Source organism: Chloroflexus sp. MS-CIW-1, from assembly GCF_030444705.1.
GTDB lineage: Bacteria > Chloroflexota > Chloroflexia > Chloroflexales > Chloroflexaceae > Chloroflexus.
The window spans coordinates 2,453,300-2,472,220 of record NZ_JAUBWR010000001.1 but is presented as its reverse complement, the minus strand read 5'-3'; the positions used below and the strand labels follow the sequence as shown (position 1 = coordinate 2,472,220).

Annotated in this window: 15 protein-coding genes; 8 read left to right on the top strand and 7 right to left on the bottom strand. The window is 54.2% G+C overall.

Annotation, left to right across the window (positions count from 1 at the left end):
* Positions 1-529: 529 nt before the first annotated feature.
* Positions 530-2,521, top strand: coding sequence for an acetoacetate--CoA ligase (locus QTO31_RS09750; RefSeq protein WP_301428939.1), 1,992 nt, complete (start codon positions 530-532; stop codon positions 2,519-2,521).
* Positions 2,522-2,982: 461 nt separating this feature from the next.
* A complete protein-coding gene (glnA, locus tag QTO31_RS09745; protein WP_031461114.1) occupies positions 2,983-4,317 on the top strand; it encodes a type I glutamate--ammonia ligase in 1,335 nt (444 codons plus the stop codon).
* Between the two features lie 1,107 nt (positions 4,318-5,424).
* Here glnA and trhA read toward each other — a convergent pair.
* Positions 5,425-6,093, bottom strand: coding sequence for a PAQR family membrane homeostasis protein TrhA (gene trhA, locus QTO31_RS09740; RefSeq protein ID WP_301428938.1), 669 nt, complete (start codon positions 6,091-6,093; stop codon positions 5,425-5,427).
* A gap of 300 nt (positions 6,094-6,393) precedes the next feature.
* Positions 6,394-8,193, bottom strand: a complete 1,800-nt coding sequence (locus QTO31_RS09735) for a S8 family peptidase (protein ID WP_301428937.1) — start codon at positions 8,191-8,193, stop codon at positions 6,394-6,396.
* Positions 8,194-8,305: 112 nt separating this feature from the next.
* Here QTO31_RS09735 and QTO31_RS09730 point away from each other — a divergent pair, with 112 nt between their 5' ends.
* Genes QTO31_RS09730 through QTO31_RS09710 form a run of 5 tightly spaced genes read left to right on the top strand, consistent with a single transcriptional unit; the run spans position 8,306 to position 12,135 of the window.
* A complete protein-coding gene (locus tag QTO31_RS09730) occupies positions 8,306-9,337 on the top strand; it encodes a lysylphosphatidylglycerol synthase transmembrane domain-containing protein (RefSeq protein WP_301428936.1) in 1,032 nt (343 codons plus the stop codon).
* Positions 9,334-9,747, top strand: coding sequence for an HIT family protein (locus tag QTO31_RS09725; protein ID WP_031461102.1), 414 nt, complete (start codon positions 9,334-9,336; stop codon positions 9,745-9,747). The genes QTO31_RS09730 and QTO31_RS09725 overlap by 4 nt, the downstream gene beginning before the upstream one ends.
* Complete coding sequence (locus QTO31_RS09720; RefSeq protein WP_301428935.1) at positions 9,744-10,610, top strand: hypothetical protein; 867 nt, start codon at positions 9,744-9,746, stop codon at positions 10,608-10,610. Before QTO31_RS09725 ends, QTO31_RS09720 begins: the two co-directional genes overlap by 4 nt.
* 28 nt (positions 10,611-10,638) lie before the next feature.
* The gene (locus QTO31_RS09715) at positions 10,639-11,109 is read left to right on the top strand and encodes a hypothetical protein (protein WP_031461100.1); all 471 of its coding nucleotides are present in this window, start codon (positions 10,639-10,641) and stop codon (positions 11,107-11,109) included.
* Between the two features lie 27 nt (positions 11,110-11,136).
* On the top strand, positions 11,137-12,135 hold the full coding sequence (locus QTO31_RS09710) for a ribose-phosphate diphosphokinase (protein ID WP_031461099.1): 999 nt from the start codon (positions 11,137-11,139) through the stop codon (positions 12,133-12,135).
* A gap of 94 nt (positions 12,136-12,229) precedes the next feature.
* Here QTO31_RS09710 and radC read toward each other — a convergent pair whose 3' ends face one another.
* From radC to QTO31_RS09685, 5 genes are all read right to left on the bottom strand, one after another.
* A complete protein-coding gene (radC, locus tag QTO31_RS09705; protein ID WP_031461098.1) occupies positions 12,230-12,919 on the bottom strand; it encodes a RadC family protein in 690 nt (229 codons plus the stop codon).
* 99 nt (positions 12,920-13,018) lie between these two features.
* Positions 13,019-14,359, bottom strand: a complete 1,341-nt coding sequence (locus QTO31_RS09700) for an FAD-dependent oxidoreductase (protein ID WP_301428934.1) — start codon at positions 14,357-14,359, stop codon at positions 13,019-13,021.
* A gap of 45 nt (positions 14,360-14,404) precedes the next feature.
* Positions 14,405-15,640: an MFS transporter gene (locus QTO31_RS09695; RefSeq protein ID WP_051871203.1), complete on the bottom strand. Its 1,236-nt coding sequence runs from the start codon at positions 15,638-15,640 to the stop codon at positions 14,405-14,407.
* Positions 15,631-16,959, bottom strand: coding sequence for an FAD-dependent oxidoreductase (locus QTO31_RS09690; RefSeq protein WP_301428933.1), 1,329 nt, complete (start codon positions 16,957-16,959; stop codon positions 15,631-15,633). The genes QTO31_RS09695 and QTO31_RS09690 overlap by 10 nt, the downstream gene beginning before the upstream one ends.
* A 73-nt stretch (positions 16,960-17,032) precedes the next feature.
* Positions 17,033-17,407 (bottom strand): ArsR/SmtB family transcription factor, encoded by a 375-nt coding sequence (locus QTO31_RS09685; RefSeq protein WP_035419660.1) that lies wholly within the window; start codon positions 17,405-17,407, stop codon positions 17,033-17,035.
* A gap of 428 nt (positions 17,408-17,835) precedes the next feature.
* On the opposite strand from QTO31_RS09685, the gene QTO31_RS09680 reads away from it, so the two are divergent.
* Positions 17,836-18,921, top strand: a complete 1,086-nt coding sequence (locus QTO31_RS09680; RefSeq protein ID WP_301428932.1) for a PstS family phosphate ABC transporter substrate-binding protein — start codon at positions 17,836-17,838, stop codon at positions 18,919-18,921.

The window sequence follows — 18,921 nt, the reverse complement described above, 5'->3', positions numbered from 1 at the left end:
GGGGCACCTGGGAGACCTGGAAGCGCAGGCCTCCAGCCCGCGTTGTGCGATGTGCGCCTGGAAACCATCGGTTGGCACATCAGCACACCATTCCATTATCTCCTCACTCCCCTGCAAGCGGTGTTCCAGGGCATGGAACTCGTCTCTATGATGCCGTGATATGCACGATCGGCGAGCCAGAGGGGGCTAACCATCGTTCCGTCCATGCCTTGCGGGATGCGGGCTGGAGGCCTGCATATAAGGTCGCACGGTATGGATTCCGAGCTTGTCGTGCGGGTGTAAACGGCGTTCATCGGTGAACCCGACAAAAACGGTGAACTCTGAAAACCCCGTTCGTAGTCCGATTATGTTGCGTCTTTCAAAAAGATCGATCATAATTGGAAGCATGTAATTCCACGCTGCTACTATCACGGATCTGAGTCCGTTCAATCTTTCTCAATAAGGGGCATTATTTGCGAGACGTGATCACGCCTTTGCACTGTCATGACCCGATTGTTTATCGCCCTCTAATACCAGACGGAGGCCAAAAATGACTACCACACCAAAGTTGTTGTGGGAACCACCGGCAGAGTTGCAGGCTAACTGTACGATGCGCACCTTTATGCGCTGGTTAGCGCAACGCTACGGCTTACATTTCGAAGATTATCACACACTGTACCGCTGGTCGGTTGATGAGATCGAAACATTTTGGGCGGCATTGTGGGAATATTATCAGATCAAAGCCTACACCCCGTATACGTCAGTTCTATCGAGTCGTGAGATGCCGGGTGCGCGCTGGTTTACCGGTGCTCACCTAAACTATGCTGAACACGCTTTCCGCCACGCAACGCCAGATCGACCGGCGGTGATCGTGGCCTCCGAACGGCAGGCGCCGACGCCCCTGAGCTGGGATGACTTACGTGCACAAACGGCTGCTCTTGCCCAGACTCTGCGTGACGCGGGTGTAAAGCCGGGTGATCGCGTGGTCGCCTATGTACCGAATACGCCTCACGCATTGATCGGTTGTCTGGCTACAGCCAGTCTCGGCGCAATCTGGTCGAGTTGCTCACCTGACTTCGGAAGTCCAAGTGTGATTGACCGCTTTAGTCAGATCGCTCCCAAGGTGTTGATCGCCGTTGATGGCTATCAATATGGCGGTAAGGCATTTGATCGGCGAGCTGAAGTTGCAGCGATTCAGGCTGCCTTACCAGACCTGGAACTGACAATCTTTGTTCCATATCTCGATCCGGCGGCGGATACAAGTGGCCTCCGCGGGCGAGTCATCTTGTGGGAAGAGGCAATGCGACAAGCTGCCGAGTTGCACTTTACACCCGTTGAGTTCAATTCGCCACTTTGGGTGCTCTACTCCTCGGGGACGACCGGTTTACCAAAACCCATTGTTCATAGTCAGGGTGGTATCCTGCTCGAACATATTAAATCGCTCGACCTCCACTTCGATATGCGACCGGGTGATACCTTTTTCTGGTACACCACAACCGGTTGGATGATGTGGAACTTTCTGATCGGCGGTCTCCTGGTTGGTGCCATCCCCATCCTCTACGATGGCAGCCCGGCGTATCCTGATATGGGTGTATTGTGGCGTCTGGCCGAGCAGACGCAGATGCGCTATTTCGGTACCAGTGCCGGATACATCACTGCTTTAATGAAGAGTGGCATTGAACCGGCTGCGCAGTTTGATTTGCATACCATTAAGTCAATCGGTTCAACTGGATCACCACTGCCACCGGAAGGGTTCGAGTGGGTTTACGATCACGTGAAGCGTGATGTCTGGCTAGTTTCGTACAGTGGTGGCACCGACGTGTGTAGTGGCTTTGTCGGTGGCTGTCCGCTTTTGCCGGTTTACAGTGGTGAGATACAGTGTCGCATTCTTGGCTGTCGGGCTGAAGCCTACGATACTGATGGACACAGTGTTACCGGTGTGATGGGCGAGTTAGTGATTACAGCCCCCATGCCATCAATGCCGATCTACTTCTGGAACGATCCGGATTATGCCCGCTACAAAGCCAGCTATTTTGAGCAATACCCAGGTGTCTGGCGTCACGGCGATTGGATCGTGATCAATGAGCGTGGCGGGATCATCATCTATGGGCGTTCGGACAGCACTATCAATCGCCAGGGAGTGCGGATGGGTACGAGTGAGATTTACCGTGCTGTGGAAAATATTCCAGAAGTGCTCGATAGCCTGGTGATCGATCTTGAGGGGCTGGGTGGTCGTTCGTATATGCCGCTCTTTGTGGTCTTGCGCGAGGGGGTAACACTCGATGATAATCTTCGGCAGCGGATTAAGCAGGTCATTCGTAATACCCTCTCACCACGCCACGTTCCTGATGACATCTTCCAGATTCCAGCAGTGCCATTGACACTGAGCGGTAAGAAACTTGAGGTGCCGGTGAAGAAGATTTTGATGGGGGTACCGGTTGAAAGAGCGGCTAATCCCGACTCGTTACGAAACCCTGAGTCACTCCAGTTCTTTGTCGATCTGGCCCAGAAACTGGCAGCTAGCAGCCCGAATGCTCCGTAATTGCTCACAGGATACTCCGGCGCGCACAGGTCGATTAGGGACTTGCGCGCGTCGGTGCGGTAACAACCGTTATGGCCGCGCCTCTCACTTTCCGCCAGGTGCGCGCAGCGTCGCGGGCAGGTTAGGAAGCTGCCCTTCCCGGTGCAGTGCGATGCGCGGTGCATGCACCTTTCGTTCACACCCGACATTAGTTTATGCGTAGAGTTGCTCAATCGCTGATAGTGGACAGGTACAGCACTGCTGCGCCCAGACTATCGGTAAACGACTCGCTCACAATAGGTGAGACCATCGGTGGTGATGACGGAAGGGAGCATCCCCCCAGCGGAGTAAGGTCAGTAATAAGTCTGCTCCTTCTCACTCCTCACTTTTAAATTCCGGATCAGCGTCATGGAGTATGGTATAGTACAGGAAATGGGTAACAGCCTACATTGAGTGCTGCTCGCCAGGAAGGAGTACCGCTCATGAGTGATGATCCTCGCGAAACGCTATTGCGTCGCGTTAAAGCAGATAATGTCGCTTTTGTGAATTTGCAGTTCACCGATGTCCTGGGGATCGGGAAGACGGTAACGATACCGGTTGAGGAGTTGCCGGATGCTCTCGATCACGGCGTTTGGTTTGATGGCTCTTCGATAGAGGGTTTTGCCCGACTGGTCGAGAGCGATATGTACCTCGTGCCCGACATCTCGACCTACGCAATAATTCCGTGGGATCAAGAGCATGGCTTGATTACTGCCCGCCTGATCTGCTCGGTCTATACCCCTGATGGCAAACCGTTTGCCGGTGATCCGCGCAACGTGCTTCGTCGCATGCTCGATCAGGCTGCTGCTATCGGCTACCGGTTTATGGTTGCTCCTGAACTGGAGTTCTTTCTCTTCAAGACTGATCAGAATGGTCAGATTCTTGAACCGCACGACAAAGCCGGTTATTTCGACGTATCAACCGATCTGGCAACTCATATCCGTCGTCAGATGGCCCGTACTTTACAGGCCATGGGAATTACGGTTGAGGCGGTACATCACGAAGTAGCTCCCGGACAGCACGAGATCGATTTACGCTACGCTGATGCGCTCAGTTCAGCCGATCATCTGATAACAGCGCGGGTAGCGCTGAAGGCAGTTGCCCAACGTAACGGTCTCCATGCCACATTTATGCCTAAGCCACTGGCTGGCGTGAATGGAAGCGGCATGCATGTGCATCAGAGCCTCGTGGATCGCGAAACCGGCAAGAACCTCTTTGCCGATCCAGAAGACCCTTATGGTCTTTCGCCACTGGCCCGACACTTTATCGCCGGTTTGCTGGCGCACGCACGTGGGATGTGCGTGTTGCTGGCGCCGCTGGTCAATTCATACAAACGACTGATTCCTGGTTTTGAAGCGCCAGTACATATCTCGTGGGGTCGTACTAATCGTTCTGCTCTGGTGCGCGTACCGCGTATTACAGCGGGTAGGCACCAGTCAACCCGCATTGAGCTGCGTTGCCCCGATCCGGCCTGTAATCCCTATCTGGCCTACACGGCAATGCTTGCAGCCGGACTAGACGGGATACGACGCAAATTACCACTGCGCGATGCGGCAGAAGAAGATTTGTTCCATGTCGATCCACGTGCTCGTGGTCTGGCGATGCTCCCTACCTCGCTCGGTTCGGCTCTCGATGCACTCCGCGAAGATGAGGTAATCCTCGAAGCGATTGGGCCATCGGTTGCCGAACGCTTCCTCGATGCCAAGCAGCAAGAATGGGAGAGCTACCGGGCTTACGTATCGCAGTGGGAGATTGATCGGTATCTGGCAATTTTCTAAGGTGGTGCAAGGGGCAGGTAAGAGCGTATCTGAAAATGCTCCGATGGCCCGTGCGCAGGGGCAGAACGATCCTCGCTGCATCAACACGATCAGGGTTGGGTTCACGACCCAACCCTATTGCTTGTCGTGCCTATCCGAATAACCACGGTGTCATGGAGGCAACCCATCGATAGATGGACGGGCGCAGCGCCGCTGTGCCCCTACCTGCTGCAACAGGATAGGTTGGATCGGCGCTACGTGACCATCGTCGTGTATCCCCCTGTAGGGGAGAGGCGGTGCCTCGCCCCTCCTCATGAATCTCGTGCATCGCAAGGTGAGGGGAACCAACCTCCCCCCCCCTCTCCCGCGCTGCGGGCGAGGAAGGGGGGCTAGGGGGAAGGTGAGGGGGAGCCACCTCCCCCTTCCTCGCCCCCTGCGTGGGCGAGAAAGGGACTAGGGGGAAGGTGAGGGGAACCAACCATCCCCCTTCCTCGCCCTGCGTGGGCGAGAAAGGGACTAGGGGGAAGGTGAGGGGGGGGCCAACTTCCCCCTTCCTCGCCCTGTGTGGGAGAGGAAGGGGGGCTAGGGGGAAGGTGAGGGGGGCCAACCTCCCCCCTCCTCGCCCTGTGTGGGAGAGGAAGGGGGCTAGGGGGAAGGTGAGGGGAACCAACCATCCCCCTTTCCTCGCCCTACGTGGGCGAGAAAGGGACTAGGGGGAAGGTGAGGGGAACCAACCCCCCTCCTCGCCCGCAGCGCGGGAGAGGAAGGGGGCTAGGGGGAAGGTGAGGGGGAGCCAACCCCCCCCTTCCTCGCCCTGCGTGGGCGAGAAAGGGACTAGGGGGAAGGTGAGGGGGTGCCAACCCCCCCTCCTCGCCCTGTGTGGGAGAGGAAGGGGGGCTAGGGGGAAGGTGAGGGGGAGCCAACCTCCCCCCTTCCTCGCCCTGCGTGGGCGAGAAAGGGACTAGGGGGGAAGGTGAGGGGAACCAACCATCCCCCCTTCCTCGCCCTGCGTGGGCGAGAAAGGGACTAGGGGGGAAGGTGAGGGGGGGGCCAACTTCCCCCCTTCCTCGCCCTGTGTGGGAGAGGAAGGGGGGCTAGGGGGGAAGGTGAGGGAGTCCGGATATACTCTTAAAAGACAACCAACGCTACCGCGATAAAATGAAACAGGCTGCCGAGGAGCACGAAGCCGTGCCAGATAGCGTGCATGTAACGTCGCTGTGATAACATGTAAAATGGCGTTCCGGCGGTGTAGGCCACACCACCGGCAACCAATAGCCCAATCGTTAGTGGGCTGAGGGTCTGTAACACCTGATCGGCAGCAATAACTACCAGCCATCCCAATCCGATGTAGATCAACGTCGAAAGTAAACGAAACCGACCAGTGAGAAAAAGTTTCATTACCACACCGGCTAGAGCCAAACCCCAAACCAGACCAAACAACGTCCAGCCCAGTGTACCGCGCAGGCTGATCAGGGTAAACGGAGTATACGTACCGGCGATCAGCAGAAAGATAGCACTATGATCGAAGACCTCGAGTATGGCCCGTCGGCGACGGCTACGACTGGCGTGATAAAGGGTTGAGGCTAGGTAGAGGAGGGTAAGCGTCACACAAAAGGTTGTGGCACCGGCAATCTGCCAACCATCACCACGCTGCCAGACCATGCCAAGCAAGATGGCACCGGCCAGTGCGCTGATAAGTGCGCCTAAACCATGGGTGATCACATTGATGCGTTCCTCAGCGGGTAAAAAATGTTCCGGCTGGTGATCGGGTATAGTGGTATCTGTCTTGTTTCTCATATTTTTATCAGAGCGTGATGAGACTTTCTCAGGACCTTTATGCTCCTTTATGCTGTAGTATGCGGTTTTCTTGCTGCGGCTGTCTAGTGTCTCCGGTCACGACTCGCGAATGACGTGCGTCATTCCAATTGGTGTCCATCTAAAAGTGTCACATGCCAAGATCCACGCCTCGTTTGAGCACCGATAAGCATTATAAGCCTCTCACCATTCGGCCAGCGTCGGGTTACACCTGTGGGGGAACGGCGCTACCCTACTCTTGACGTATAGCACAAGCACTCGCGCGAGAACGGTCGGCGAGATTTATCGCCCTAATAACTCATTTCCTAACAAGCCCAATAATACTTGTCCATCAGGATGCAACTCGAAGCGTGCCCGTTCAAACCATTGTACAATCACAATCGTTCCCGGTTGGGTTTCTTCCACTCGTGGCGTTGAGAGCGGAAGTCCGAACAGAGCTAGACTTTCTGCATAACTCTTACCGGGACGTCCATCAAACTCCAAACCATTGCGCTGCCAGTAACTCAAAAATGGTTCACACACCGACTGATTCGTCTCGGCAAAGTAGCGGCAACCAGAAATTGGCCCACTCTGTTCAAAGGTCATCCAGTCGCGCCCTTGCCGACGCAGAATATCATCACCGATCCGGGAAAGAAGAACATTGTACGGCGGGGCATTTTCTGGTCGCCATTCAAACCGGTGACGCTCGAAGTATTGGACGGTCACTGGCCGACCATCGCTACTGATCTCAGTAAACTCTTCGCTGATCGGAAATCCAAAGATCGGTAAGCCACCGTTCTGTTCCCAGTATACCCGAAAGCCGCCACCTAGTGTATGTCCGGTTTCAGGGAAATAGATACGGCCATCAGTTGGTGCATCAACACGCGCAAAAGGGTCGAAGCTAACCGCACTCCCGCCAACAGGTGTTCCAAGTGGACAACCGCCATAGGTTGTCGCCGTTTGGAGCGCTGTCAAAACGTTCAGGCGTCCGTACCCGTATTCGCTATCACGACCAGGTGCTCCGCGATCATCGGCGCTAATCGCCAGCACACAGCGTACATCGCTGTTGCTCAGATCGGGTCGTAACGTCATAATCAGTGCTGCGGCACCGCTCACGAACGGGCTGGCAAATGATGTACCGGTTGCCAGCGCATAGCCATTGCCCGGTATCGTAGTGGCAATATCAATGCCTGGTGCAACTAGATCAATAAAGTCGCCGGTATTAGAAAAGCCAGTCACTTCATCGCTATACCCGGTTGCCCCGACTGCCAGGGCCTCTGCGTAGGCTGCCGGATAGTTTGGGGTGTTTCCTTCAGCTCGTTCGTTACCACTCGCTGCAACAATCAGTACACCTCGTTCATTGGCATAGCGTACCGCTTCCTGGAGCGCCGGCGAAGGTGATGATCCGCCCAGACTGAGATTGATAATCCGTGCACCGTTATCGGTTGCCCAGCGAATGGCACTAATGACGCTGGAGTCGCGACAACGACCATTTCTCAAACAGGCCTTGATTGGTAAGATGACACATCCCCAGCATAGCCCAGCAATGCCTTCACCATTATCGCCGCTGGCAGCGATGATGCCAGCTACCGCAGTGCCATGACCATTATCGTCGCCGGAATTGGAACTACCGGTAATGGCATTAAATCCACCCAGGACACGACCTGCCAGCTCAGGATGATTTGCGTCAACTCCCGTATCAATAACTGCGATCACGACTGGCCCACCGGTTGTAATGTCCCACGCATCGTAAGCGGCAATCGTCCCCAATGCCCACTGCTGATCCCGTAGTGGATCGTTAGAGGTACGGCTTATGGTGCGCTCATAGTCTGGTACGGCGTAGATCACGCCGTTGAGGGATCGAATGTGGGCAAGGGCCAGTTCAGAAGGCATACCGGCAGGTAAGCGAATGAGATAGGTTTGTCCTCCGAGAGGCTCGCTGCGTTGCGCACGAATTGCCCTCGTGACCATTGTTATCGTCTGTGGATTTGCGACTTTCACAATGAGGTCAGTCGTATGGGCTGCTTGCAGCGGAGTGACCGGAATCGTTGCTACCAATACGGAGAGGAAGAGTAGACCGAACAGGGTGAGACGGATCGACATAGATGTCCTCGCGCTGGTAACCAATTTCTTCCAGTATTGTACTCGATAGTCACCGGTTCTGCACCTGCTTTCACCCAGAACAATCTCCCTCCTATGCTATAATTGAGCCGCTATGGGACAAAAAGCTGCTACAACCTCCTTGCGCGCCGGATTGCGCAAATCGATTTTGACCTCGCTCATCATCGGCCTGGCAGTTGTGATCGCGATCAGTTTGTTTAGCGATCTTCGTGCTGTCGGGAATGATCTGCTGACGTTTGATTGGGTGCTGCTCCCCCTTATTTTGATCGGCACCGTTATCAATTACTGGTTGCGCTGGCTGAAATGGGATTACTACCTCCGCTATTTGAAGCTGGATCGCGATATTGATCGATCAACCAGCGGTCTCATTTTTACTGCCGGTCTGGTGATGTCAGTAACGCCAGGAAAAATGGGTGAGGTGCTGAAATCGTTCCTGTTGCGGCAGCGCAACGGCACGCCGATCAGTCGGTCGGCGCCGATTGTATTGGCCGAACGATTAACCGATGGCATCGCAATGCTGCTGCTAATGGGGTTGGGGCTGACGCTCTACCCGCCAGCACGACCGCTTTTCGTGATACTGGTACTTTTAACGATCATTGGGATTATGATTGTGCAGCGGCAAACGCTGGCCCTCGCGATCATCAGAATGATCGCACGTCTGCCGTTGGGTCAACGACTTGCGCCACGGCTTGAGACAATCTATACCACAACGGCCCAGTTACTCCATTGGCGGATTCTGTTGATCTCGACGATGATAAGCGTTATTTCCTGGGGTTTTGAGTGTCTGGCCTTCTTTTGGGTATTAATGGGGGTTGGCAGTATACCATCGTGGTTGTTGTTGTTGCAGGCCACCTTTATTTTTGCTGCCAGTACTCTGTTTGGTCTGGTTTCGTTTCTTCCCGGTGGGTTAGGCGCATCGGAGGTAAGCAGTGTTGGTTTGTTGTTGGCACTGGTCGGTCTAAGTGCCAGTGCGGCGACGACTGCCACTATTGTGATCCGTTTTTGTACCCTCTGGTTTGGGGTCCTGCTGGGCGTAGTTGCGCTGGCATGGCTCAACCGTTATCCTGGTACACTCAGAGAACAAGAAGACCTCGCTTCGCTAAGTGACGCTTCGGAGGTGTTATGACATCGGTCTTTACTCGAATCGTGCGCGGTGAAATTCCTGCCTTCAAGCTGTACGAAGATGATTTAACCCTCTCGTTTCTTGACATTAATCCGGCAGCCCGTGGTCATGCGCTGGTGATTGCCAAACCTGAATTGCCGGGTCTCCTCGATTTGCCGCCTGAGCTGGTATCAGCAGTCGCCCTCACGACACAACGGGTTGCCAGGGCTATCGTTAACGCTCTGAAGCCCGATGGGTTCAATGTGATTCAGAATAACGGTGCGGCTGCTGGGCAAGTCGTATTTCACTATCATGTCCACATTATCCCTCGCTGGGAAGGTGACCGTTCGGTGAAGTTGTGGCGTCCGGGAACGGCCAGCATGGATGAACTACGGGCTGTGGCTGATGAGATTCTCGCTCATATACAGGAGTGATCGATGAGCGAACTCCAAACCAGGTTTCACCACAGGATACTGCCAATCCGAATGGTGCGCAACCAACCACAACTGCGCCGATTCCAGATCCGGCTACAACGAAGCCTCTCCGCCAGCGACCGGCTCGTAACAATCGGCTACGTGTTGGTATGGTGGTAGCGTTAGGCGTTCTGGTGTTAATCATCCTGGCGCTTATTATCATCGGAATTAGTGGTATTGGTCGTCCTACTGCCAGAGCAAATCGCCTCGCACCGCGTGATTTGATTTTACAAGCGTCAACAAACGTTGCCACTGCTGAATATCGAGCTGGGGTTGCTCCCACCGTAATAGAGGTTGCGCCAAGGTTTGCTGCTGCCTACGAACAACTCGGCGGTCTCCGTCGGCTTGGGTTGCCGATTAGCCCAGCGTTGTTCTTAAATGGACGTGAGGTGCAGTGGTTTGAACGCGCCAGGGTCGAACACTGGCCCGAACTGGCCGGTACGCCCTACGAGTTTCAGATCGGTCTGGTGGGGGTTGAGTATGTGGCCGGACGCACCTTTCTACGACCTGAACCCTTTGAGTCGCGTCCGGGCTTGCGTTATTTTCCCGAAACGGGTTTCGGCGTAGGTGGACTGTTTCTCCAGTTTTGGGAAGAGAATGGTGGTCTGATGTCATTCGGCTACCCGATTAGCGCCGAATTTGATGAAGTACAACCTGATGGACGTGCTTTTCGGGTACAGTATTTTGAGCGTGCTCGTTTTGAGCTACACCCTGAAGCTGCTGGCACTCCCTACGTTGTGCAACTTGGTCTACTTGGGTCGGCACTCTATTTTGGTGAACCACGGCCACAGACCGTACAACCGCGTCCTACACCGGTACCATAAGGAAGGTATGCGTAGAAACGGAGTGGATATGGCCTCAGACCAACGCGATCTGGCTATGCTTGCTGCTGTGGTACGCCAGGCCGGTGGTGAAATTGCTCAGGTTACCTATGCCTTAGCAAAGTTTCACCAACGGCTGATCGCTGATGGTCAACAACCGGCTCGAATACTGTATGTCTATCGCACGAACCGACCGGTAGACGCGACGATGGCTGCATCCGGTGACACCCCAAGGCCAGGGTTACGCCCTCGTCTACTGCTCGCGTTTCTCAGTGCTGATGCTGCCGTCAGCTTTGCCCAACGTACCGGTCTGGCGCGTTCACCACGGCTGCTTACCCTTTCACCGGCGCGGGCGCTAGCCATATTCCTTCAACAACCAGGGTTGAGCGCGCTGCACATTGCGTATGATGATCTCGCTGCTCCTGATGGTTTGCCGGTAGGCTGGCGCCTATCACGTGCCGAAGTACTGGCGATGTTTGCAATTGATTCGCGTGTTGTTTAAGCAATACCTCATACTAAGGAGGAAGGAATGGGAAGCCGCTTCGATGAGATGCGGATCTTTGCTGGGAATGGCAATCTGCCACTCGCTCGTGCGATCAGCGAACGTCTCGGTGTGCCACTAGGTGATATTACGATTGTCAAGTTTAGTAACGAAAATATCTTTGTCAAGCTCAACGAGAGTGTGCGTGAAAAGGATGTCTTTGTCATTCAATCGCTCTCCATGCCCGATCTCAGTGATCGGATTATGGAATTGTTGATTATGCTTGATGCTTGTAAGCGCGCTTCTGCCGGTCGGATCACTGCCGTGATCCCTTATTATGCTTACGGGCGAACAGACAAGAAAGATCAGCCTCGAGTACCGATTACGGCACGGTTGCTAGCCGATATGATCCAGGTTGCTGGTGCTCATCAGGTGATGACTATCGATCTGCACGCCGGTCAGATTCAGGGATTCTTCTCAATCCCAATGGATGAATTGACCGCGATGAATCTGCTGGTGCGCTATTTTGCCGATAAGGGCTGGAACGATCTCATCGTGGTTTCACCGGATGTTGGTTTTGCGAAACGTGCCCGTAATTTCGCCGAAGCACTCAATGCGCCGTTGGCAATTGCCGAGAAACGCCGATTACAGCACTTTGATCGTAAAGATGGTTCGCTCACCGTTCCCGAAATCCTCAATCTCATCGGTGATGTACGCGGGAAACGCTGCCTGATCGTTGACGATGAGATTGCCACCGGTAGTTCTATTCTCGAAGTGGTGCAACTCCTCGAAAAGGAAGGCGCCAGCGAGATTTATGCCTGCTGTGTGCATGCCGTCTTCGCCGGGAATGCGATTGAACGGCTCCGCGCCAGTTCGCTGCGGGAAGTTGTCGTGACCGATACACTCCCGATCCTGCCTGAACGTCGTTGGCCTGGTCTGACAATCCTCTCGGTCAGTACGCTGATCGCTGAAGTCATTCAGCGTATCCATAGTGGCGTGAGTGTCGATACTATCTTCCAACATCGACGCCATCCGGCGTTGAGTTAACCTGTTGTATCGCGGCCATCGTCTTGTTGTAAAGGAAGCCTGAATGGCGCGAGGTACTTGCTCGCGCCATCACCGAGGCGCCGTTCATTACCGCTCACTCAAAACCCAGTCCGCGCTCGCGGAGACTGACGTACTGCCCACGACCGATAATCAAGTGATCGAGCAGCTCTATATCGAGCAGGCGACCGGCTGCCACCAACTGTCGGGTAACCTCGATGTCGTCTATCGAAGGAGTCGCCTCGCCCGATGGATGATTATGTACCACGATAATGCCCGCACTGTTGCGCCGTACTGCCTCTTTGAAAACCTCTCCAACTCGAATAGTAGCCGAATTAAGACTGCCAATATACACTGTATTGATTTGCTGGACGCGATTTTTCGTGTCGAGCAAGACGGTACGGAGATGCTCTTGATCGAGATGACTCATTTCGACCATCAAGAGCGTTGCCACATCGGCAGGTGAGCGGATCGGGAACCGCTCATCAATCCCACTACGGGCCAGACGCCGTCCGATTTCGAGTGCCGCCTTGATGCTGGCCGCCTTACTCGTACCAATGCCATGGCGCTGACAGAGATCGTTGAAATCGAGGAGTTGTAACCCCGCCCAGCCACCGCATTCGGCAAGCAACTGGTAAGCCAGTTGCAAGACATTGGTGCCGTTGGTACCGACACGCAGCAAGATTGCTAGCAGTTCGGCATCGCTCAAGGCTCCCGCTCCCAATCGGGCCAGTCGTTCTCGTGGTTGATCATACGCGGGTAGTTCGTGCATGCGGAGTGAAATCATGTTGCCCTCACCCTACAATGTTGTTCGGTTCCATATATATAACCGTTTGTGAGGGCAAAACGATTCGGTGATTTTGCCGACAGATGATGGACAACCTTCCTACTTGCGTGCCAGGTTAGCCGCTACCAGAATTGGATCCCAGACCGGTGCGAAAGGTGGAGCATAGCTCGCATCCAACTCTGCCAATTCGTCAATGGTCCAACCAGCCTGTAATGCTGCCGCAATAGTGTCGATTCGCTTGGCCACACCTTCATGACCAACCATCTGCCCGCCCAGCAGGCGTCGGCTCGTTTCATCAAACACAAGTGAGACGGTAATTGGCTGATGTCCCGGCATGTAGTGCGCACGTGAATTTGCCGTCGCACTGATTGCTCTGGCCGCAAAACCTTCGGCCTGCGCACGTGCCAGGGACAGACCACTCATCGCTGCTTCCAGATCAAAAACCTTTACTGCTACCGTACCAACAATTCCGCCAAATCGTGCGTCACCACCGGCCAGATTCTCGCCTGCAACTCGCCCCTGTTTGTTTGCCGTTGTCCCCAGTGGCACCCAGACCGGTTTCCCCGTCACCCGATGTAAGGCTTCGGCCACGTCACCTGCCGCCCATACTTGAGGAACATTCGTACGCTGATGATCATCGACCGCTACCGCACCGGTTGTTCCAAGCGCGATACCAGCCGAACGGGCAAGCGCAACTCCTGGTCGTACACCAACGGCAAGGATGACTATTTCAGCCGGAATTGATTGCCCATCGATAAGTACTTCACGTACCCGTTCATCACCGACTATTGCCTGAACAGTCTGACCCAGACGAACATCGACTTGGTGCTGCCGTAATTCGGCCTCAACCTGAGCCGCCAGTTCATTATCGAAACTCGGTAGTACTTGCGATAGCCGCTCGATCAGCGTTAATTGTACGCCATGTGCAGCCAGCGCTTCGGCCATCTCTAAACCAATATAACCACCACCAATAATGACCCCAGTTCGGGGTTGTTGTTCATGCAGCCAGTGCTGGATCGCCCGTGCATCCTCAACGTTCCGCAATGTAAAAACACCAGGTAAATCGACGCCAGGGAGAGGGGGACGAACCGGTTGACCACCGGTGGTAAGCACTAACTCATCCCAATGGTCAACAAACTCATGTCCACCGGTCAAATCACGTACTCGTACCGTTTGCCGTTCAGTATCAATTGCCAACACTTCGTGATGAATGAGCGCTTGAATGCCCTGTCGGGCAAACTGTTCAGGTGTGCGTACAATCACATCTTCAATTCGGGCAATCTCACCCTTGATAACGTAGGGAAAACCACAAGCACCATAGCTCACAAAACCGGATCGCTCGTACACGACAATATCAAGCTCGGCATCAGTTCGTCGTGCTTTGGCTGCCGCACTCATGCCGGCTGCACCGCCACCAATGATCACCACTCGTCGTTTCATGAAGTTGCTCCATGTGCTGCTTATGCTTTCGTTGATTAAGATGAGTCAAACCTGGGCAACGTTACGTTTTTCCACCATGAAGAGGGCAAGTACTCCGACCGCCAGCAGACCAATCAGCGAGCATACCATACCGTTGTACCCGATCCGTTCTACCAGCAGTCCGGTAACGATCGGTGCTACAGTCCGAGCAACGGTGAGAATGATATTCTGAATACCACTAATAACTCCATAGTTTACCGATCCATACTCTTCAGCAATGAGTGCTGCTCGCATGATGGTTTGTGTTCCAGCACCTGCACCGAAGAGTGCGATGTATATCAGTGCGGCAAAAGGATGTGTAGAAAACATCAAAACTGTCAGCCCGATGATCTGCATCCCAAACAGACCAATCGTCACCAATCGGCGTGACCATCGTTCGCCGAAGGGGCCGAGGAACAAGCGACCGAGCAATGACATAAAACCATGCACTCCGGCGATGGCAGCGGCAAATACCAGGGTTTCGCCGCGGCTCAGGAGGTAGGGGATAAGCTGGATCGTCATGGTTACTGTCGCAAACCCACTCATTGCGAACGCAATACTCAGTAACCAAAAACGTAAGTCCCTGATTGCCACTCCCACTCGCACGGAGGGTTCAGGAAAAATCGTAAGGTCTGTTGCCGATAACACACCATCAGGTGTCAACCCTAGATCGGCTGGGCATCGTCGCAGCACCAGTGCATGGGGCGGGATGGTGAGTGCCATGATTGCCGCCAGTACCAGTAACGCTAAGCGCCAGCCTATCAGATCGACCAGCCAACCGGCCAGCGGAATGAAGATAAAGCTGGCCCAGGCCCCGAAGAAGGTTAATACTTGCAGTGCCCGACCGCGCTCGCGACGAAACCAGGTGGCAATAATTGCAAACGCCGGTTCGTACAGAACGGCAGCGCTGGCAATACCAACCCCGGCCATTACCAGGTAGAGCTGTAGCGGTGTGGTGATCTGCGACCAGAGTATGAGCAACCCGCAGCCTGCGAGTGAACCTGCCGTCATTAGTCCACGGCTACCGTAGCGATCAAGCCACCAACCAATCAATGGTGCTGCCAGCCCATTGGTCAGCAGTGTCACTGAATAACCGGTAGTTATAGTGAGTTGACCGACTCCCAGATCGGTGGTCATCGGTGAGATGAACACACTGTAGGCATAGTACAAAATGCCCCACGAAATGACTTCGGTGACCGAGACGGTCAACAGCATCACCCAGCCGTAATACAGGCGACCAGACCATAGTTGCTTTAACAACATGAGTGTGGCACCGATTGTAACTCAATTGTCGCGGAAAACGTGGTTATTGCAGACGTACAACACTGATTATCATAACCACCTGGTCCGCTACAGACCCCTGTCTCCGGTAGTTTCAGCTCCACCCGACGAGCAGCTTCCCAATCGCCACACAATGCCGCCGTTACCGAACGCACCTGTTCATAGCCGGTCAAGAGCAAAAACGTAGGTGCTCGACCGTAACTTTTCATTCCCACAATGAAGACATCTGGTTCAGGATGGTGCAATTCGGTAAAACCATGTGGTGGAACTGTACCGCAACTATGCAGATTGGGGTCGATCAGCGGGGCCAGAGCCACCGGTGCCTCAACAACGGGATCCAGCGCCAGGCGCAATTCGCGCATGATTGTCAGATCAGGCCGAAAACCGGTACAGACAATAATCTCGTCAACCGGAGGGAGGCTTCGCTCACCGTCACTGACTACCAGGCCGTCATCTGTCTGTCGCACCTGATCGGTTTGCCAGCCGGTCACCATTGTCACTCGTCCCTCTGCAATGAGTGACCGTATTTGCATTCCTAGTCGACCACGTGCGACCAGAGCATCGGCTTCGCCACCACCAAACATACGCTCAAGATTGGTGGCATCGCGTCGTACTAGCCAGATGATCTGCGTTGCCGGTTCAGTTGCACGCAGAGTTACCAGATCGAGCAAGGCATTGAACGCCGAATGACCACTGCCGGCAACCAACACCCGACGGTTGGCGTAGCGTGAGCGGAGGCGGCCTAAAATGTCAGGAATACCGTAGAAGATATGATCGGCTACTCTGCGTTCGCCAATGGCCGGAACTCCGGCTGCTCCCAGCGGATTGGGTGAAAGGTACGTGCCAGAAGCGTCGATAACTGCACGTGCCAATAAGAGCGACTCCTGACCTGCATCATCAACCAGGGTCAATTGAAACGGTACCGCCTGCCGATCACGGCCACGTTGCCGGTCATGACCACGGCGTGCAACCGCCACAACTCGCTGGCGATAACGTATGGAAGAGGCCAGCTCAGGTAGGGCAGCCAAAGGTGCAAGATAATGGGTAACGAGTTCGGCGCCGGTCGGAAATGTATCGGATGGCGGCATCTGCCAGCCAGCAGCCGACAATAAACGATGAGCTGCTGTATCAACACAATAGCGCCACGGGGTAAACATCTGCACATGGCCCCAGCGTAAGACGGCTGCACCAGCCTCAGCACCAGCTTCCAGCACCACAAATGGCTCGCTTCGTTCGGCAAGATGGGCCGCAGCGGCTAACCCGACCGGTCCGGCGCCGATGATTGCGATAGGGTATGGCATACCTGCTCCTTTCAGGATTATATTGAAGAATATCAATATACTGACAATAAAAAAACACCCTCCTCAACTCGACTCACGCCTCGCCAAGCTGATCGAAGAAAGTATGAATCATCGCCCGAACACGAGCTAGCGCCTCGCGGTGAATTGCGTAATAGATCCACTGTCCACGCCGTTCACCCTCGATCAATCCACCGTCGCGTAATAAACGCAGGTGATGAGAAACGGTCGGCTGTTTTACGGGGAGCGCTGCTTCGAGATCACAAACGCAGACGTGACCGGCATGACGTGCCAGAATAGCAAGGATGCGCAGACGTATCGGATGAGCAAGTAAGGATAAGGTCTCGGCAAGGTGGGTTACCTCACTCTCGGTCAGTGGTTCATCGATGAATGGCGTGCAGCATCCTACCCTGAGCTTCACACTATCCTGATCGGTGTTTTGTGCAACCATTTGTCCTCCCGTGATAAGCGATCCTGCCGGTGAATGTAGCAGATATATTGAAGTTTGTCAATATATGAAGTGCCACGAATAGGGAGTTTCAGATTTCTCAACTTGCCCTGAAAGAGGGGAAGAAGCGAGAAAAGAACAATGATACCAACGCTCCAGTGTAACTGTAGGGGTTGGTTCTCCCCTGGTCACCCTTACTGGGAGCGATAGTGTGTTGATGTGCCAAACAATAGTTGCCATGCGCCTGGTTAACTGCGATGCGTCATTGGGAGGTTGATTACGCGCTCAATAACCGTTTGTGAAGCCTGTTCCTCAAGCCTTCAAGGACGCTTAATATTTTCTTAACCAACGACGATCAGTCAAAGTGTTACAATAGTCAGGGTTATGCAATTGCGCTTTGCCGATTAATTGCAAGACATCTGTGACAACACATGCGGTATCTGCGCTTGCTTATCTACAGTTTTATTGTCTTATCACTCGCTGCGTGTGGTTCAATGCCCGCCGCACAACCGACGAACATCTCTTTGCCAACACCAACGCCTACACCACAGTTGACTCGGTCAACAGCAATTTCACTCCCGGCGATTGATTTCGGTCAGCTTCGTGGTGAAATTAAAATCGATGGCTCCAGTACTGTCTTTCCAATTACTGAGCAGGTCGCTGTAGCCTTTAGCCAGCTTGCCCCTGATGTAGCCGTACGCTTAGGGGTCAGTGGCACCGGTGGCGGCTTTACTCGTTTTTGTGCTGGCGAGACCGATATTTCCAATGCTTCCCGTCCGATCAAGCAGAGCGAGATGGACGCATGTGCCGCACAGGGCATCGCCTTTATCGAGCTACCAATAGCATTCGATGGATTGACGGTTGTGGTTAATCCTCAGAATGATTGGGCGCAGTGTTTGACTGTAGCCGAGCTTCAGCGTATGTGGGCGCCAGAAGCGCAGGGTACAATCACGCGCTGGAATCAGATACGCTCCGATTGGCCCGATGAACCGTTGCATCTGTACGGCGCTGGCGTTGACTCCGGAACGTATGATTATTTTACCTCGGCAATTGTTGGTGCGGAAGGTGTGAGCCGTAGCGATTACACGGCCAGCGAGGACGATTATCTTCTGGCTCAGGATGTTGCAGCAGACCGGTTAGGATTGGGATTTTTTGGTTATGCCTACTACGTTGAATATTCCCAGCAGCTACGAGCTGTGGCAATCGATAATGGAAATGACTGCGTTGCACCAACACTAGAAACGATAACAGATGGTCGTTATCAGCCACTGTCTCGGCCGCTGTTTATTTATGTGCGCGCCGATAGGGCGAGTCGGCCGCACGTGCAGGCCTTCGTCCAAATGTATCTACAAAACGGCGCCGTGTTTGCGCAACAGGCGTTGTACACGCCTTTACCTGAGGCCGTATACCAACTGGCCTTACGTCGGTTTGAACGGCGGATAACCGGTTCGGTATTTACCGGCGGATCGCAGGTTGGCCTGTCGATAGAGCAATTGTTGCAGTTAGAGGATCGTTAG

Bases quoted from the DNA above. Each gene is read 5' to 3' on its own strand.
- radC (WP_031461098.1), bottom strand. From the start codon at position 12,919: ATGATTTCACTCCGCATGCACGAACTACCCGCGTATGATCAACCACGA.
- glnA (WP_031461114.1), top strand. From the start codon at position 2,983: ATGAGTGATGATCCTCGCGAAACGCTATTGCGTCGCGTTAAAGCAGAT.
- QTO31_RS09715 (WP_031461100.1), top strand. From the start codon at position 10,639: ATGGCCTCAGACCAACGCGATCTGGCTATGCTTGCTGCTGTGGTACGC.
- QTO31_RS09710 (WP_031461099.1), top strand. From the start codon at position 11,137: ATGGGAAGCCGCTTCGATGAGATGCGGATCTTTGCTGGGAATGGCAAT.
- QTO31_RS09750 (WP_301428939.1), top strand. From the start codon at position 530: ATGACTACCACACCAAAGTTGTTGTGGGAACCACCGGCAGAGTTGCAG.
- QTO31_RS09680 (WP_301428932.1), top strand. From the start codon at position 17,836: ATGCGGTATCTGCGCTTGCTTATCTACAGTTTTATTGTCTTATCACTC.
- QTO31_RS09685 (WP_035419660.1), bottom strand. From the start codon at position 17,407: ATGGTTGCACAAAACACCGATCAGGATAGTGTGAAGCTCAGGGTAGGA.
- QTO31_RS09700 (WP_301428934.1), bottom strand. From the start codon at position 14,359: ATGAAACGACGAGTGGTGATCATTGGTGGCGGTGCAGCCGGCATGAGT.
- QTO31_RS09695 (WP_051871203.1), bottom strand. From the start codon at position 15,640: ATGTTGTTAAAGCAACTATGGTCTGGTCGCCTGTATTACGGCTGGGTG.
- QTO31_RS09730 (WP_301428936.1), top strand. From the start codon at position 8,306: ATGGGACAAAAAGCTGCTACAACCTCCTTGCGCGCCGGATTGCGCAAA.
- QTO31_RS09725 (WP_031461102.1), top strand. From the start codon at position 9,334: ATGACATCGGTCTTTACTCGAATCGTGCGCGGTGAAATTCCTGCCTTC.
- QTO31_RS09735 (WP_301428937.1), bottom strand. From the start codon at position 8,193: ATGTCGATCCGTCTCACCCTGTTCGGTCTACTCTTCCTCTCCGTATTG.
- QTO31_RS09690 (WP_301428933.1), bottom strand. From the start codon at position 16,959: ATGCCATACCCTATCGCAATCATCGGCGCCGGACCGGTCGGGTTAGCC.
- trhA (WP_301428938.1), bottom strand. From the start codon at position 6,093: ATGAGAAACAAGACAGATACCACTATACCCGATCACCAGCCGGAACAT.